Below are 15,262 nucleotides of genomic sequence, written 5' to 3'. Positions count from 1 at the left end.
CGTGGTATAAATACTTGAAAAATGCTTTATACAGACATTTTTGATATGTGGAGAGACTACGCCGTTAGCCTGATTCAGGAACTGGCGATATCTACGATGGTCACTGAGCTTGTCGTACCCTTACGGGGAAGCAAGCTACGCGCAGCATCTCCAAGAGTTGTGCGGGCTATGCGGCGTAATTCTATAATCATAAAAAGGGAAAAGATTCAAAAAAATTATTCCCTTTACCCTTCCCTTTATTAATACCTACTTTTTTTCTGGATGCGCTGCATCCTCTGGTGAAGGAGTACCCATCTGATTAATTGTGGCAATCATCTGATACAAGCGCCCCAAGTCGCGTTGATTGAAGTACAAAATGAGCCGGGGTAGTCCAACAGTTTCATCTTGTGCTTCTTGAGGTAATGCTTGACTTTTTTCAATCCGTCCTTGAATAATAATCTGGCTAAAATTAGCATTGAGTTGCTCTACCTGAGCGTCTGATATATCTGTCTTGAGGCGGATGACTAATTTATTGCCGACATATCGACAGGAGTGATAAACCTGGTAAAAACGAGTAATCACATCACAAGCCACATCTAAGTCGTCTGTCACCGTGTAAAGGCTGGGGTCTTCAGGACTGATAAGACGATTTTGTACTAGTTGCTTATCAATATATTCGCTCCAAGACCACCAGTAATCGCCACCAGGGCGATCGATTAAAACTAGAGGTACTGGGCCAAATTTACCATTTTGGGTTAATGTCATGCATTCAAAAGCTTCATCTTGAGTGCCAAAGCCGCCAGGAAACAAGGCTATAGCATCACTTTCTTTGAGGAGAAACAGTTTGCGGGTAAAGAAATATTTGAAGTTAATTAGCTTGGGATCGCCTTCTATAAACGGGTTCGCTAGCTGTTCAAAGGGTAACTGAATGTTTAATCCAAAAGAATTTTCTCGTCCAGCACCTTCGTGACCCGCTTGCATAATCCCGCCGCCACCGCCTGTCATCACCATAAATCCTAATTGAGAAACAGCACGAGCAAACTTAAGGGCCATTTGGTACTCTGGCGTATCTGACGCTAGACGAGCAGAACCGAAGACGGTGATTTTGCGAACGTGTCGATAATTATAGAAGAGTTGGAAACCGCGCTCCATATCTACTAAAGCAGCCGACAATATTTTCCAATCAAGACGCTCAATTTCGGTATCAGCTAGACGAACAATAGTAGCAAGTGCTTGCTGAATAAGTTGCCGATTTTTTAATGTCGGTAAACGAGCGATCAATTCAGCGATATCCGCCTGTAAAGACTCTGATGTGTCAAACGACGCAGATGAGGTCATGAGAACTGCCGCAACAATGGCATTATATTTTACGTGAACTACTCACACTCTAGCAAGCGGGAATAAGCCCTCTGATGTAGAGTTAACACACTCACAACTGGCTTTGAGGTAGTATTGCTCATTACTCAAGCGCAGATTGCCATCTTTTGAGATTGGAACTCGGAAGATGGTGTTCGGAACTCGGAAGGTCGTGTTCGGAACTCGGAAGATGGTGTTCAGAACTCGAACGATGGTGTTTGGAACTCGGAAGGTCGTGTTCGGAACTCGGAAGATGGTGTTCAGAATTCGGAAAGTCGTGTTCAGAACTCGAACGATGGTGTTCAAAACTCAAAAAGTTGTGTTCACAACTCGGAAGTTGGTGTTCGGAACTTGGAAGATGATGTTCACCGTGGTTCGACGAACCTCTCTCTGTCTTGAACTTTAGTTAAATGGCACTAAGATAAGTCCAAAGTCTTGTTTTGCCTCGTTAAGAGCCTCCAGGCTGGGAAACTATTTTGGGAGGCTCCGCCTCCTCTTTCTTGACCAGAGGCAGAGCCTCTTGGAACTCGTTCCCAGTCTTCAGACTGGGAACAAGGTTACACAAGCCTTTTGGCTTTTTTAGTGCCATTCAACTAAAGTTCAAGTCTGTCCCTCTCCGAGTCGGAGAGGGACAGTTTTGCGTAGTAAAACCAGGGAGAGGTCTTTTCTTTCATTGAGTTAATTAGGCGGACACTGTATGAGCCGTCGAATTCACGTTGTAGGAAGAATGACGAACCGCCAAGGCGCAGAGGACACGGAGGAAGAGAAAAGGCGATCGCATCGAGTTAATAATTAGACGTTTGCTGTTTTCGCTAAACAGTTACATCAAAAAGCGCATCATCTGTGTTTTATTGCCAACTCAATGAACTTTCCTGTACGTTGTGAACCATCATTTGAGACTGGCACCTAACTAAATTATTGAAAATGACGATTATCCGTGTGGCACAAGCAACAGATGCCGAAGCGTTACTGGTTCTAGCCAAAACCTTGGCGACATCGTTTGTCGTTGACTCGAAGGCTTTTCGTGTCGCATTTTCAGAACTATTGTCTTCGCCGTCAGGTTACCTCGCTGTAGCTGAGGTAGACAAAGATATTGTGGGTTATATTCTTGGCTTTGACCATTACACGTTCTATGCAAACGGGCGGGTGGCCTGGGTAGAGGAGATTATGGTTGGCGCGGACTACCGAAAAATGGGGATTGGCAGATCATTGATGCAAAGCTTTGAAGGTTGGGCTACTGATCGAGATGCCAAGCTTGTGGCATTGGCTACACGTAGGGCAGGGAAGTTCTACAAGGCATTGGGCTATGAAGAGTCTGCAACCTACTGGCGAAAGCTGCTTTTAACGACGCGCAGCGGCTTGCCGTAAGCTACTGCCGAGGCGCAGAGAAGCCAGTGCGCCCTTGCGGTTCCCCGACTTGTTCGCGCAGCGTCTCCCTTAGGAGAAGCAACTGGCGCGACACAGAGGAAGAGAAAGAGCGATCGCATCGTGCTAATAATTAGACATTTGCTATTTCTGAGTTGATCATTCAAGCTGAGATATCCATAAATGGTGTTCGGAACTCGGAAGTTGGTGTTCAGAACTCGGAAATTGATGTTCAGAACTCGGAAGTTGATGTTCAGAACTCGGAAGTTGATGTTCGGAACTCGGAAGATGGTGTTCAGAACTCGGAAGTTGATGTTCGGAACTCGGAAGTTGATGTTCAGAACTCGGAAGTTGGTCTTCAGAACTCGGAAGTTGGTGTTCAGAACTTAGAAGTTGATGTTCGGAACTCGGAAGGTGGTGTTCAAAGCTTGGGTTTTACCTTTCCCTTCATCTCAATTCAATCCCAGTTCTTCTTTCAACGCCTCCGGCACATTAACTGCTGTCTGTAATCCCCGCACATCTTCCCACTGCTGCTTTTTACCCCAGGTCATTTTTTCCATATTGGCGTCGCTGAGGTCAGCACCGCCGAGAATGGCATAACTGAGGTTACTGTGGCTGAGATCCGCGCCGTTGAAGATAGCACCACTGAGGTTACTGCCACTGAGGTTAGCACTGTTAAGGTTGGCATAGCTGAAGTCTGTGCCGAAAAGGATAGCGTCGGTGAGGTCGGCACCACTGAGGTCGGCGTCGCTGAGAATTACCCCACTGAGGTCGGCGTCGTTGAGAGTTACCCGACTCAAGTCTACACCGCTGAGGTCTGCGCCTAAGAACATTGCACCGTTGAGTTTGGCGTTGTTAAGCTTGGCACCGTTAAGTTTAGCGTAGCTAAGGTCTGCGGCAACAAGGATAGCGTTGCTGAGGTTGGTACTGAAAAGAATTGTGTCACTGAGGTTAGTACCGTTGAGGATGGCGTGACTCAAATCAGCACCACTGAGGTCGGCGCGACAGAGGTCGGCATGGTTAAAGTTAGTGCTGCTAAGGTTGGCTTCACTTAGATTCGCGCCAAAAAGGATGGCGTTGCTGAGGTCAGCATGGCTAAGGTTGGTGCTGCTGAGGTCGGCGCGGTTGAGGTCGGCGTGGCTGAGGTCGGCGCGGCTGAGGTTGGTGTTACTGAGGTCAGCGCGGTTGAGGTCGGCGCGGCTAAGGTTGGCACAGCTAAGGTTAGCACCGCTGAGGTTGGTGCTGCTGAGGTCGGTACCACTGAGGTTAGCACCAGTGAGGTTGGCACTGCTGAGATTGGCATCACCGAGGTTAGCACCGCTAAGGTTGGCACCGCTGAAGTTTACCCCAGTTAAGTTGGCATCGCCCAGGTAAGCATGGCTGAGGTCAGCACCCCTAAAGTCTGCCCCAGTGAGGTTGGCATCGCCCAGGTAAGCACTCCGAAAGTTGCCGCCTTTGAGGAATTGCCCAACTATACTGCTAAAATTACCAATTTCCAGGGCATCGCTATAGTTGATGATCCGCAGCAGTTGGGATGTGAAAAAATTGTCTGTGTCTGGTTTAGCAGATGGATAGAAGGTGATTTTTTGTTTGAGTTCATCTCGCTCTTGGGCGTAGCGATGTAACTCTAACAGTAAAATCAGTACGTTCAGCCCTGTATATATATCTACCTGTCTCAGCCCAAGAGCAATATTTTGTGCCGCCAACTTTAATCTTGTTTTCTGAGGCAGGTTATCATCTAGTGTCCCATCGATAAATTCTCCCTGACACCAGCGACGATAAAAATCTTCTAGCCGCCAGAAAAGTAGTTCTAGGCGAATTTTTTTACCTGTCACCAGTAATTCCATGAGTTGATTGACTATTTCTGGTTTGAGCGCTCCATTGCCCAGTAAATCATAAATCTCTTCATGCATCTGGCGATCGCCTACTTTCAAACAGAACTCTGATGGTAGCGGGCCCGATGTCTGATCACCTATTTTAGAAGTCAAACCGCTCTTTAATATTGTCCATTTTTTTAAGCTTTCTTGTAATCTTTGAAAGCATAAATCTGACTGCAAATTATCTTGAGCAAATTTAACGCTTTTGTCTGCTTTAATGCTTTTTCCTAGAGGTAAAACTGCTTCGGTTTCCACAGATGTGGTCTTTGGCATCTCTTGTAAACTTATATCCCTCACATAATTTCTCAGCAGTTGCCAAACTTGAGATAAATATGTTGACATTTCTGTGTCCGTTGTTACATTTAAATTACTGTTTTGATAATCCTGAACTAAAAACTTTTCTGTGCTAGTTTGCTTTTCATTACCAAAAATTAATAGTATCAATAAATACTACACCAAAAATCTCATGCGTTGGCGATATCTACGATGGGCTACACTGACGGCGTTCCTGGAGGGCGGTTTATCGCTAACCCGAAATAACCTCAAGCTTCTCCTGATGCAAATAAAGGAACATCGGAAAAATTCTTTCAAAAATCAAGTAATTTCCCAAATTTGGTTAATTTGTGAGATTTTTCCCCAATATTTACTAGTCTGATGTAAAAATAATACTTCCTGTTTGTGAGAGATGCAATTGTTAGGAAAAATCCTCCAGTATAACAGTGTAACAAAGCTGAAAAATTACAACTAAAATTGAAGTCTAAGAGGTTGTTTGAAAAGCGGTTAACTGTGATTTTAATTGCGTTGTTACCCCCCTTAGTCCCCCCGATATATTGGGGGGAAACAAGAAAAATCCCTAACCCTCCCCAATATATCGGGGAGGGTTAGGGAGGGGTAAAAAATATTTTATACATCATTATGAACTTTTCAAACATCCTCTAAAGTTTACTGCTTGATATAAAGCAACTGAGAAAATCGGTAAAAAGCTGGCTACATAGCTTTGCAAAAGTTAAAAAGTAACTACGGTATATTTATCGGGGGATTGATGCGATGAACAGATTAACCTTTTATATGATTTTGTTACATGGTTTGTTTTTAGGAATAGTAACGGCTAGCGCCAAGTCACCATCTGTGAATGTTAATACAGAATTGTTACCCACCCATAAGACTGTACGGGTTTTAGAAGCCTTCGTTACAGGTAGAAGTGGAGAGAAATCTAATAGTCAGTTAACCACAGAAACTTCTTCAACTAAAATCTCAGCTTTATCACCAAAAAATATTTCCCAGAAACAGAGGCTACCGTCAGGGCAAGTTTGGGTAGTTAATCAAAATAAACACGTACAGCATCAACCGTTTATTTGGGTAGTAAAAGACCTTAAAAAAGCAGCACAGCAACCATTTTTGCAAGTTGCAAAACCCCCAGACAAACCAAATTCAAAGCCTAATTCTAGTGCCAAACCAGCAGCAAAGGAGGATTTAAAGGCCTTTGACGAAGTAATCAAAGATACTCAAAAATCAGGGGGACTGTTTACCCTTTATCGCAATAAAGAAAAGAATAAAATTTATCTAGAAATTAAGCCAGAGCAACTTAATAAAAATTACCTAGCTACAGCAACCCTGGAATCAGGGATTGGCGAACGGGGTATTTACAGCGGTATGCCTTTGCAAGATTTTTTGTTTTATTTCCAACGGGTGGATGATAAATTAAACTTTGTCATCCGCAATGTCAATTTTCGCACTCGTGAAGGAGATCCTCAAGTGCGCTCGCTCGTGCGATCGTTTAGTGACTCTGTTCTTTACACCGTTTCCATTAAAAGCATTCATCCACAACGCAAAACTCTTCTCATCGACTTAGGCGATTTATTACTCACAGACTTAGGTGGATTATCTGCAAGTTTAGGAGTCCCAGCTACCACAGATCAGTCCTATTTTGGTACTGCTAAAGCTTTTCCCCAAAACTTAGAAATTGAGTCAGTTTTGAATTTCTCTGGTGGCCAGCGCCACCAGAGTGAAGTACCAAGCTTTACGTCACTACCTGACAACCGTGGCTTTACCCTACGTGTTCACTATAGTCTCTCCCTACTACCTGATAAAGATTATCGCCCGCGCCTTGCTGACGATCGCATCGGCTATTTCATCACCGCCTACCAAGATTTATCCAAAGACGATCGCGGCGATTCTTTTGTCCGCTACATCAATCGCTGGAACTTAGAAAAACAAGACCCAAAAGCAGTAATTTCTCGCCCCAAAAAACCGATTGTCTTCTGGATTGATAACGCTGTGCCTTTAGAATACCGCGATGCGATGAAAGAAGGCGTCCTGATGTGGAACAAAGCCTTTCTCAAGGCGGGATTCAAAGATGCAATTGAAGTCCGCCAAATGCCCGATGACGCCACATGGGACCCAGCAGATATTCGTTATAACACGATTCGCTGGATTAACACAGTCGATGGTTATTTTGCAATGGGGCCATCCCGCGTTAACCCATTAACTGGGGAAATTTTGGATGCAGACATTCTCGTAGATGCCAGCTTTGTGCGAGTACTCAAGAATGAGTATCGCAAAATCGTCCAACCTAGCCAAACACAAAACCAGACTACTATATCAGCTTTGATGCAAAATCGTCTACTTTGCGCCAATGGTTTAGATGCCAAAAACAATGGTGTCCCTCAGCAGATGCAGGGGCAACAGGGGTTGTTGAGTAGTTTATCGAAAATGGCAGGCGAGTACGATTTATGCTATGGGATGGAAGCTGCTAACCAGTTTGCCTTTGGTTCACTGGCAATGTCACTACTGCCAGATACTATGGCCACTCCAGACCAGGTGAAAGAATATATCAATCAATATTTACGTTTAATCATCGCTCACGAAGTTGGACATACTCTTGGTTTACGCCATAACTTCCGTGGTAGTACCCTGTTAGCACCACAAGAGATGAATAATACGGAAATTACCAAAACTAAAGGTCTGACAAGTTCCGTAATGGACTACATTCCCCCAAATATTGCTCCTCAAGGTACAAAACAGGGAGATTATTTTCCCAGTATGGTGGGGCCTTATGATGAATGGGCGATTAAGTACGGCTACATACCAATTCAAACATCAACTCCCATAGCAGAAAAGCCAATTTTGGAGCAAATTGCTGCACAATCCTACAAGCCAGAGTTGAGTTATTCCACAGATGAAGATGTGTATGACCTTGACCCAACTGCCGATGCTTGGGATAACAGTAGTAATGTACTGCTTTATTCTCAGTGGCAGTTGAATAATTCGCGGGTGATGTGGGAACGTCTCGATCAGCGTTACCCAATGGCTGGTGATAGTTACAGCGATGTGAGCGAACGTTTTAGCACAGTATTGGGTAACTATTTCCAGCAAATATTTTACACGACAAAATATATCGGGGGACAGTCTTTCTATCGCATTCACCCTAGCGAAATCCCTTCTGGAGTTAGCCAACACCGATTACCATTTGAACCAATACCAGTTGAAGAACAACGGCAGGCTTTAGAAACGCTGCAAAAGTATGTGTTTGCAGAAGATGCCCTGAGTTTTTCACCAGAATTACTGAATAAATTAGCACCTTCCCGTTGGCGACATTGGGGTGCTTCTCCCCAAGTTGGTCGTTTGGATTTTCCAATTCATGACTTGGTGCAACTCATTCAGGGTTCTGTGTTGCGAGATTTACTCTCAGGCGATCGCCTCTCTCGCCTCAAGGATATTGAACTCAAAACGAAGCCAGAAAATGCACTAACTCTGCCAGAACTATTTGACACCTTGCAGTCAGGTATTTGGACAGAAGTAATCAAACCAAAAGGTAAACCAATGAAGATTTCTAGTTTGCGGCGAGGCTTGCAGCGGCAATATCTGGATATTTTGACTGGTATGGTGTTGCGAAAAGAATCTGTTCCAGAAGATGCTCGCACTTTGGCTTGGTATAAACTCAAACAGCTTGATGAGAAACTCAAGGGGGTTAATTCCGAGGATGAATACACCAAAGCGCACTTACTAGAAACGCGCGATCGCATTGAGAAAGTCTTGAATGCGCCGTTGCAAGGGAATTAAAAAAGTTAGGAATGAACAGTGAGGAGTTAATAGTAAAATTCCTAACTCCTCTTCTTTCATGATTTTGGCAAAATGAAATTGTCCAATGGCAGATTTAGATAAATATCAAAAGTGGATTCGTCAATTATTTACAGAATATGCTCAACGTGGCTCCTCTAATAATCAAATTGAAGCTCAAACAATTTTTGACGGAAAACAAGACCATTACCAACTGATATAGCAATCCGATTTTAAACGTGAGAAAATACGGAGATTAAAAGTAGGCATTTATAGGTATCTCAGCGATTTAATCTCTCACGAATGATTTAGGATTGCTATAGTTCGCAAAATGCTCTAACCCCAGTGTTGGGAAAAGCAGGCGAAACCTGAAGTAAAAATAACTGTAAATAGATTTGTCACGACGAAGCTTCAATTAGGCTTAATAAATTAGGTTGTGATTATGCGATTTCCCAAATTATCCCGGTCTCTACGTCAACTTAGTTCTCATGTGTTAGCGATCGCGCTAGGAGTTATGCTAACTGTTAGCACCCTGCAAGTGTTGCCCTCCCAAGCCGAACCAGCACCCCCTATGACTGCTGGAGATACTTCAAAAGTTATTGCCCAACGGCAATCACCAACCACTGCTGCGATCGGTAGCACTAGCTTTGTTACAGCAGCAGTGAATCGTGTGGGCACAGCAGTTGTTCGGATTGATACTGAGCGCACAATTACTCGTCGCGTTGATCCATCTTTTGAAGATCCCTTTTTCCGTCGGTTTTTTGGTGACGGTTTCTCCCAACAGATGCCTTCTGAGCAGCAGTTGCGCGGTTTAGGCTCAGGTTTCATTCTTGACAAGAGCGGGTTGGTTCTGACTAATGCTCATGTGGTCGATAAGGCTGATAAAGTAACAGTCAGGCTCAAAGATGGCCGCACCTTTGAAGGGAAAGTTCAAGGCATTGATGAAGTCACAGATTTGGCAGTAGTCAAGATAAATGCTGGTAACGATTTACCAGTAGCGCCCTTGGGTTCTTCTAATAATGTACAGGTAGGAGACTGGGCGATCGCAGTTGGTAATCCTTTGGGATTTGATAACACCGTTACCTTGGGAATTGTCAGTACCCTCAAACGTTCCAGCGCCCAAGTCGGCATTAGTGATAAACGCTTGGACTTCATTCAGACAGACGCCGCCATTAACCCTGGTAACTCTGGCGGGCCACTTTTAAATGGCCAAGGTGAAGTGATTGGCATTAACACAGCCATTCGTCCTGACGCGATGGGTATTGGGTTTGCGATTCCCATCGATAAAGCCAAAGCGATCGCAGTCCAACTGCAACGTGATGGCAAAGTTGCTCACCCGTATCTAGGTGTGCAAATGCTAACTTTAACACCCGATCTTGCTAAGGAAAATAACACCGATCCCAACTCTCCTATTCAGATACCAGAAGTTAATGGTGTTTTTGTAATGCGAGTTGTCCCCAATTCTCCAGCTGCATCTGCGGGTATCCGGCGCGGCGATGTAATTCTTCAAGTTGATGGTAAAGCTATTACCAGTGCTGAACAATTGCAGAACTTTGTGGAAGACAGTCGTCTTGGTCAAGTATTACAGGTGAAAGTGCAACGAGGTAATCAGACACAGCAGCTTTCAGTCCGCACAGCTGAGTTGCAAAATGCTTCGTAGGGGTGCATAGCTGTTACTGGTGTTAACTTACAGCAGAATTCAAGTATTTGAACCACATCTGTCGTAGGGGCACAGCAATGCTGTGCCCGTAGAGCGCGGTCTATTTACCTGAAAATAGCTGTAAGCGTGGAATCTAAGAACATTTAAACCAGATGTTCCTAAATTACATCTTATGCTGACTTTTTGCTTAAGTTGACACCGATATACAGATGTACAACCCTACTTTTACCTGATTCCAACGAGAAACGCCAAAAAAATGATTGCTCGTCATATAGTAGCAATCATTTCGTTAGGCTTGTTGTAACTCATCAATACCTTGGAAAAGGTGCGTTAGCTGTCTTCATAACGCACTATCTATTAGCAGTTGCAGATTAATAATAAATCTCCACTCGTTATTCTTCTGGCTCTAAATCGACTTCTTCCTCTTCCTCTCCTTCACTGGGTTTAGCTACAGAGTTAGCAGAAACAACAGCGCCTTTATCTAGCTTTTCACGCACCAGTTGCTTTATTTGTTCAGCAAATTCAGGCTTTTCTTCTAGATACTTAATGGCATTGTCTCGTCCTTGGGAGATATTATCGCCGTTGTAACTATACCAAGCTCCTTTGCGGACAAGCACGCCAGTTTCTTCTGCCAAGTCTACAATACAACCCAAGGTAGAAATACCTTTGCCAAAAATAATGTCAAATTCCGCTATTCTGAAGGGCGGCGCTACTTTATTTTTGGCGACTTTGACTTTAACGCGGTTACCGAATTCATCTGTACCTTTTTTCAAGGTTTGAATCCGGCGAATATCTAAGCGCACCGAAGCGTAAAATTTCAATGCGTTACCTCCAGTCGTGGTTTCTGGGCTACCGTAGGTAACACCAATTTTTTGCCGCAACTGGTTAATGAAAATTACTGTACAACCAGATTTACCAATATTACCCGTAATCTTACGTAAGGCTTGGCTCATTAACCGCGCTTGCAAACCAACGTGAATATCACCCATATCCCCTTCAATTTCAGCGCGGGGAACCAGTGCTGCTACTGAGTCAATGACTACAATATCAACCGCAGCAGAGCGAACAAGCTGATCGACAATTTCCAAAGCTGATTCGCCTGTGTCAGGTTGGGAAATCAGCAAATTGTCAATATCTACACCCAATGCCGCAGCATAAGTGGGGTCTAAGGCGTGTTCAGCATCAACAAAGGCAGCAATACCGCCATTTCTTTGCACTTCGGCGAGCGCGTGTAGCGCTACTGTAGTCTTACCGGAACTTTCGGGACCATAAATTTCAATTACCCGCCCCTTGGGTAAACCACCACCCAATGCTAAATCTAGGGTAAGCGCTCCACTGGAAATCGTCTCCACCCGCATCCGGGTGGCATCGCCCAGCCGCATGATTGCTCCTTTACCAAAGCTGCGCTCAATCTGGTTGAGCACCATAGTCAGCGCTTTTTGCTTGCCAGAAGTATCGGTGTTGATAGCCATTCCTGCCTCTAATGCCTCTAAATATATGGTTTTAAGGAGTGTTGCTCTGGGAGTCTGAGTAGAACAGATATACTATTTTAACCAGAAAATTCTGGAATAGGACTTCTCAAATCAAAAAAAGGGTGTGACAAGATCGTAACTCGATCGCTACCAGATTAGGGTAGTGGTACTTGACAATTTTGGAAAACTGTTACTATTTCGGGACTTAGGGTTAAAACTGGCTATTGCAACCCAGCATCAAAAATAATCTCAGCCAGAAGCATCGTCATTGTAGAGCGAATGGCACTAAGATAAGTCCAAAGTCTTGTTTTGTCTCGTTAAGAGCCTCCAGGCTGGGAAACTATTTTGGGAGGCTCCGCCTCCTCTTTCTTGACCAGAGGCAGAGCCTCTTGAAACTCGTTCCCAGTCTTCAGACTGGGAACGAGGTTACACAAGCCTTTCGGCTTTTCTTAGTGCCATTCATTGTAGAGCTATGACTTTGCAAAATCTCCTGTTTTATAGAAAAACAATTAAAACAGTAACAACACTGTGCATACGCTTTTTAACAATGCAGCGCCTACATTCTGTTTGTGAGGAGTAAAGAGAGAAGACTTATCTGCTAAAATATAGTCAAAATGTCTAAAATAGTCAAAACTACTATGCAGACCTATACTCTCACAGATGCTCGTAACAAACACGGTGAGGTTTTTGATAAGGCTGCTACTGAGCCAGTCCTACTAACCAAGCAATCACGGCCTAGCCATGTGATTATTTCAGCCGAGAGCTACCAAAAATTAATTAATCGGCTGGAAGAATTAGAGGATATGGTTTTCGGTCAAGCTGCTGAAGTTGCTCTAAGTGAGTCCAAAATGATTGGTACAAAGGCTTTTACATCTGCATTAGAGCATTTAGCTAATGGCGAAGCTTGATGGTTTAGCAACTGTTCTTGATTTTCTGAACGGTTTACAGCCTAAAATAGCAGCACAGATTGCAAAAAAGGTTTTGGCTTTGAATGTTGAACCTTTACTCGCTGATAGTGAGCAGCTATCTGGTTATCAGGGTTTATATCGAGTTGATAGTGGTGAATATCGAATTGTTTACAGGTATTTTCCCGATCGCGATTTAATAGAAGTGATTTTAGTCGGTAAGCGCAATGATGATGATGTCTACAAAAGATTGAAGCGTTTACTGGGTTAACCTTTGGTTTTCATGAAAAATGCTAGAATCTCTCCAGCACAAATGCTTTCAGGCATCTTTGATGACTCTCGACCTTCCTGACTCTCTAATTCTCGATACAGCGCTTTCAGTATCTGGATTAACTGACTATATCCGCTTGCTGTTAGAGCAAGATGAACAATTACGGCAAGTTTGGGTAACTGGCGAAGTTTCCAGCGCTAACCATCATCGCAGTGGTTTATTTTTCACGCTGCAAGATACCGATCGCACCGCCGGAATTAAGTGTGTAGTATGGAATAGCCAATTGGCAAAACTCGCCCAGATACCAGTTCCCGGTGAGCAGATAATTATTTTGGGCAGTATTCGCCTTTATCCGCAACGGGGAGAGTATCAGTTATCAGTTTGGCAGACTCTACCTGCTGGTGTTGGTTTACAGGCGTTGCGCTATCAACAACTCAAAAATCGCTTGCTGGCTGAAGGGTTGTTCGATGCTCAAAGAAAGCGATCGCTTCCAACTCACCCCCAAACGATCGCTGTCGTCACTTCACCAACGGCGGCTGCTTGGGGTGATATTCAAAAAACTCTCAAGCAAAGGTATCCAGGTTTACAGGTTTTATTTTCTCCGGCGACAGTACAGGGTGAGCAAGCGCCGGAATCTATCGTCAAAGCAATTGAGCGGGTGGAAAGAGATGGACGCGCCGAAGTGCTAATTTTATCGCGGGGTGGTGGCGCGGTTGAGGAGTTGGCTTGCTTTAATGATGAACGTGTGGTGCGATCGCTTGCTTGTTGTTCTATTCCGGTAATTACTGGTATCGGTCATCAACGCGATGAATCTTTAGCAGATTTAGTTGCAGATGTCTGTGTGCATACACCAACTGCGGCGGCGGAAAGAGTTGTGCCGGCACTTTCAGAGTTGTATACTGAGCATCGGCAGCGAATTGTGGCTTTACATGAGGCGGTGCATGACTTTAGAGAAAATGCTGAGAATAAATTGCAAGTATTGCGAAACCGTTTACGAGGTTTGCGGTTAGATCGACAAGTGCAACAAGAGGTGGAAAAGCTAGCTTGGAAGCGTCAGCATTTGGTGCAAATTACGACGGGGCGATCGCAGCAAGCAAGGCAGCATCTAGACTTGTTGCGGCAAAAGTTGGTTAGTCTTGACCCGAAAGCGGTGTTGCAGCGTGGTTATGCGGTGGTGAGAAGAGAAGATGGGGCGATCGCGCGTTCTGTGTCGGAGTTGGCTGTGGGAGATGATTTGTTGATTCAGTTGGGGCAGGGTGGGGTTAAAGTGAAGGTTATGGAATTAACGAACCGCCAAGACGCCAAGGACGCCGAGAGTTGAATGGTTAAACGTAAGAGTGCTTCTGGTTCTGACTCTATGGAAGGTTGGAATTATGAGGCGAAGGTTATCGAAATAGAGGGAATTATCGCTGGCATTGAGGCGGGTGAGTTGGAATTGGAAGAGGTTTTTGACCAATTTGCTAAGGCTGTAGAGTATTTGCGTCAATGCGAAAGTTTTTTGCAGCAGCGACAGCAGCAAGTAGATTTATTAATTGAAACTTTGAGTGATGAGTAGAAATATTCAAATTTGTTAGGTAGCGTGATTGCCCCCTGGTATACTGTCAGGGATGCGATCGCTCGTTTTGTAAGCAATGCCAAAAATTGATCGTAGGTATAATAACATTCTCCTTGGAATTATGACGCAGGATGAGTTGTTGATACTGATAGATCGCGCCGTGGCTGAGGGTTGGCGAGAGTTAGACTTGTCGGGGCAGGAGTTGACTGAGTTACCTGTAGAAATTGGTAAGTTGCAGCAGCTTGAGTCTTTGATTTTGGGAAAGAAGGTTGAAGGTTATGAAAACGTAGGAAACCGCCATCTCGAAAAAGTTTCGGGCAACAATTTAAAAACGCTTCCACTCGAACTATTGGATTTGCCTAATTTGCGTAGGTTGGATATTAGTGGCAATCCTTTAAAGAGCATTCACGATGTGGTAATGCAAATACTACATTTAGAGGAACTTATCTTAATTCGAGTAGAGCTAACTGAAATACCTGATGCGATCGCTAAATTAACCAATCTGACGCAACTTCACCTCAGTGGCAACCAAATAACCCAGATTCCAGAGGCGATCGCTAATTTAACCAATCTGAGGGAGCTTCACCTCAGTTGCAACGAAATAACCCAGATTCCAGAGGTGATCGCTAATTTAACCAATCTGACGCAACTTCACCTCATTATTAACCAAATAACCCAGATTCCAGAGGTGATCGCTAATTTAACCAATCTGACGCAACTTCACCTCATTATTAACCAAATAACCCAGATTCCAGAGGTGATC

Annotated in this window: 14 protein-coding genes; 10 read left to right on the top strand and 4 right to left on the bottom strand. The window is 44.2% G+C overall.

The annotated features are described in order from the left end of the window. Nucleotides 1–246: 246 nt before the first annotated feature. Both V7K35_RS07765 and V7K35_RS07760 read right to left on the bottom strand, forming a co-directional pair. Nucleotides 247–1,317 (bottom strand): LOG family protein, encoded by a 1,071-nt coding sequence (locus V7K35_RS07765; protein WP_335077742.1) that lies wholly within the window; start codon nt 1,315–1,317, stop codon nt 247–249. A gap of 121 nt (nt 1,318–1,438) precedes the next feature. Beyond that, nucleotides 1,439–1,648: a hypothetical protein gene (locus V7K35_RS07760; RefSeq protein ID WP_335077740.1), complete on the bottom strand. Its 210-nt coding sequence runs from the start codon at nt 1,646–1,648 to the stop codon at nt 1,439–1,441. Nucleotides 1,649–2,259: 611 nt separating this feature from the next. Here V7K35_RS07760 and V7K35_RS07755 point away from each other — a divergent pair. Next, complete coding sequence (locus V7K35_RS07755; RefSeq protein WP_335077738.1) at nt 2,260–2,703, top strand: GNAT family N-acetyltransferase; 444 nt, start codon at nt 2,260–2,262, stop codon at nt 2,701–2,703. Between the two features lie 152 nt (nt 2,704–2,855). Then, nucleotides 2,856–3,209, top strand: coding sequence for a hypothetical protein (locus V7K35_RS07750; RefSeq protein WP_335077736.1), 354 nt, complete (start codon nt 2,856–2,858; stop codon nt 3,207–3,209). On the opposite strand, the gene V7K35_RS07745 is transcribed toward V7K35_RS07750, so the two are convergent. Beyond that, a complete protein-coding gene (locus tag V7K35_RS07745; protein ID WP_335077734.1) occupies nt 3,153–4,919 on the bottom strand; it encodes a pentapeptide repeat-containing protein in 1,767 nt (588 codons plus the stop codon). The genes V7K35_RS07750 and V7K35_RS07745 overlap by 57 nt on opposite strands. A 705-nt stretch (nt 4,920–5,624) precedes the next feature. Between V7K35_RS07745 and V7K35_RS07740 the strand changes: the two genes are divergently transcribed. From V7K35_RS07740 to V7K35_RS07730, 3 genes are all read left to right on the top strand, one after another. Beyond that, nucleotides 5,625–8,639 (top strand): zinc-dependent metalloprotease, encoded by a 3,015-nt coding sequence (locus V7K35_RS07740; RefSeq protein ID WP_335077732.1) that lies wholly within the window; start codon nt 5,625–5,627, stop codon nt 8,637–8,639. A gap of 85 nt (nt 8,640–8,724) precedes the next feature. Beyond that, nucleotides 8,725–8,859, top strand: a complete 135-nt coding sequence (locus tag V7K35_RS07735; RefSeq protein WP_335077730.1) for an element excision factor XisI family protein — start codon at nt 8,725–8,727, stop codon at nt 8,857–8,859. Nucleotides 8,860–9,078: 219 nt separating this feature from the next. Next, nucleotides 9,079–10,296, top strand: coding sequence for an HhoA/HhoB/HtrA family serine endopeptidase (locus tag V7K35_RS07730; protein WP_335077728.1), 1,218 nt, complete (start codon nt 9,079–9,081; stop codon nt 10,294–10,296). 392 nt (nt 10,297–10,688) lie between these two features. On the opposite strand, the gene recA is transcribed toward V7K35_RS07730, so the two are convergent. After that, the gene (gene recA / locus V7K35_RS07725) at nt 10,689–11,768 is read right to left on the bottom strand and encodes a recombinase RecA (protein WP_273769243.1); all 1,080 of its coding nucleotides are present in this window, start codon (nt 11,766–11,768) and stop codon (nt 10,689–10,691) included. 614 nt (nt 11,769–12,382) lie between these two features. On the opposite strand from recA, the gene V7K35_RS07720 reads away from it, so the two are divergent. From V7K35_RS07720 to V7K35_RS07700, 5 genes are all read left to right on the top strand, one after another. Continuing rightward, nucleotides 12,383–12,676: a type II toxin-antitoxin system Phd/YefM family antitoxin gene (locus V7K35_RS07720; protein WP_335077726.1), complete on the top strand. Its 294-nt coding sequence runs from the start codon at nt 12,383–12,385 to the stop codon at nt 12,674–12,676. Further along, entirely contained in the window at nt 12,663–12,944 is a 282-nt protein-coding gene (locus V7K35_RS07715) for a type II toxin-antitoxin system RelE family toxin (protein WP_335077724.1), read from the top strand. The genes V7K35_RS07720 and V7K35_RS07715 overlap by 14 nt, the downstream gene beginning before the upstream one ends. Nucleotides 12,945–12,963: 19 nt before the next feature. After that, the gene (xseA, locus tag V7K35_RS07710) at nt 12,964–14,265 is read left to right on the top strand and encodes an exodeoxyribonuclease VII large subunit (protein WP_442939700.1); all 1,302 of its coding nucleotides are present in this window, start codon (nt 12,964–12,966) and stop codon (nt 14,263–14,265) included. Continuing rightward, a complete protein-coding gene (xseB, locus tag V7K35_RS07705; protein WP_335077722.1) occupies nt 14,266–14,499 on the top strand; it encodes an exodeoxyribonuclease VII small subunit in 234 nt (77 codons plus the stop codon). Nucleotides 14,500–14,620: 121 nt separating this feature from the next. Beyond that, on the top strand, nt 14,621–15,262 hold a 642-nt coding region (locus tag V7K35_RS07700; protein WP_335077720.1), incomplete at its 3' end, for a leucine-rich repeat domain-containing protein.

Origin of the sequence: Nostoc sp. (genome assembly GCF_036917275.1) — a bacterium.
Classification (GTDB): Bacteria; Cyanobacteriota; Cyanobacteriia; order Cyanobacteriales; family Nostocaceae; genus Nostoc.
The sequence above is the reverse complement of the archived record's forward strand: the minus strand, read 5'-3'. Positions and strand labels throughout refer to the sequence as shown.

What these genes read in the sequence shown, in the direction of transcription:
- V7K35_RS07740 (WP_335077732.1), top strand. Translation starts at nt 5,625, where the DNA reads ATGAACAGATTAACCTTTTATATGATTTTGTTACATGGTTTGTTTTTA.
- V7K35_RS07745 (WP_335077734.1), bottom strand. Translation starts at nt 4,919, where the DNA reads ATGTCAACATATTTATCTCAAGTTTGGCAACTGCTGAGAAATTATGTG.
- xseB (WP_335077722.1), top strand. Translation starts at nt 14,266, where the DNA reads ATGGTTAAACGTAAGAGTGCTTCTGGTTCTGACTCTATGGAAGGTTGG.
- recA (WP_273769243.1), bottom strand. Translation starts at nt 11,768, where the DNA reads ATGGCTATCAACACCGATACTTCTGGCAAGCAAAAAGCGCTGACTATG.
- xseA (WP_442939700.1), top strand. Translation starts at nt 12,964, where the DNA reads ATGCTAGAATCTCTCCAGCACAAATGCTTTCAGGCATCTTTGATGACT.
- V7K35_RS07715 (WP_335077724.1), top strand. Translation starts at nt 12,663, where the DNA reads ATGGCGAAGCTTGATGGTTTAGCAACTGTTCTTGATTTTCTGAACGGT.
- V7K35_RS07735 (WP_335077730.1), top strand. Translation starts at nt 8,725, where the DNA reads ATGGCAGATTTAGATAAATATCAAAAGTGGATTCGTCAATTATTTACA.
- V7K35_RS07765 (WP_335077742.1), bottom strand. Translation starts at nt 1,317, where the DNA reads ATGACCTCATCTGCGTCGTTTGACACATCAGAGTCTTTACAGGCGGAT.
- V7K35_RS07730 (WP_335077728.1), top strand. Translation starts at nt 9,079, where the DNA reads ATGCGATTTCCCAAATTATCCCGGTCTCTACGTCAACTTAGTTCTCAT.
- V7K35_RS07720 (WP_335077726.1), top strand. Translation starts at nt 12,383, where the DNA reads ATGTCTAAAATAGTCAAAACTACTATGCAGACCTATACTCTCACAGAT.
- V7K35_RS07755 (WP_335077738.1), top strand. Translation starts at nt 2,260, where the DNA reads ATGACGATTATCCGTGTGGCACAAGCAACAGATGCCGAAGCGTTACTG.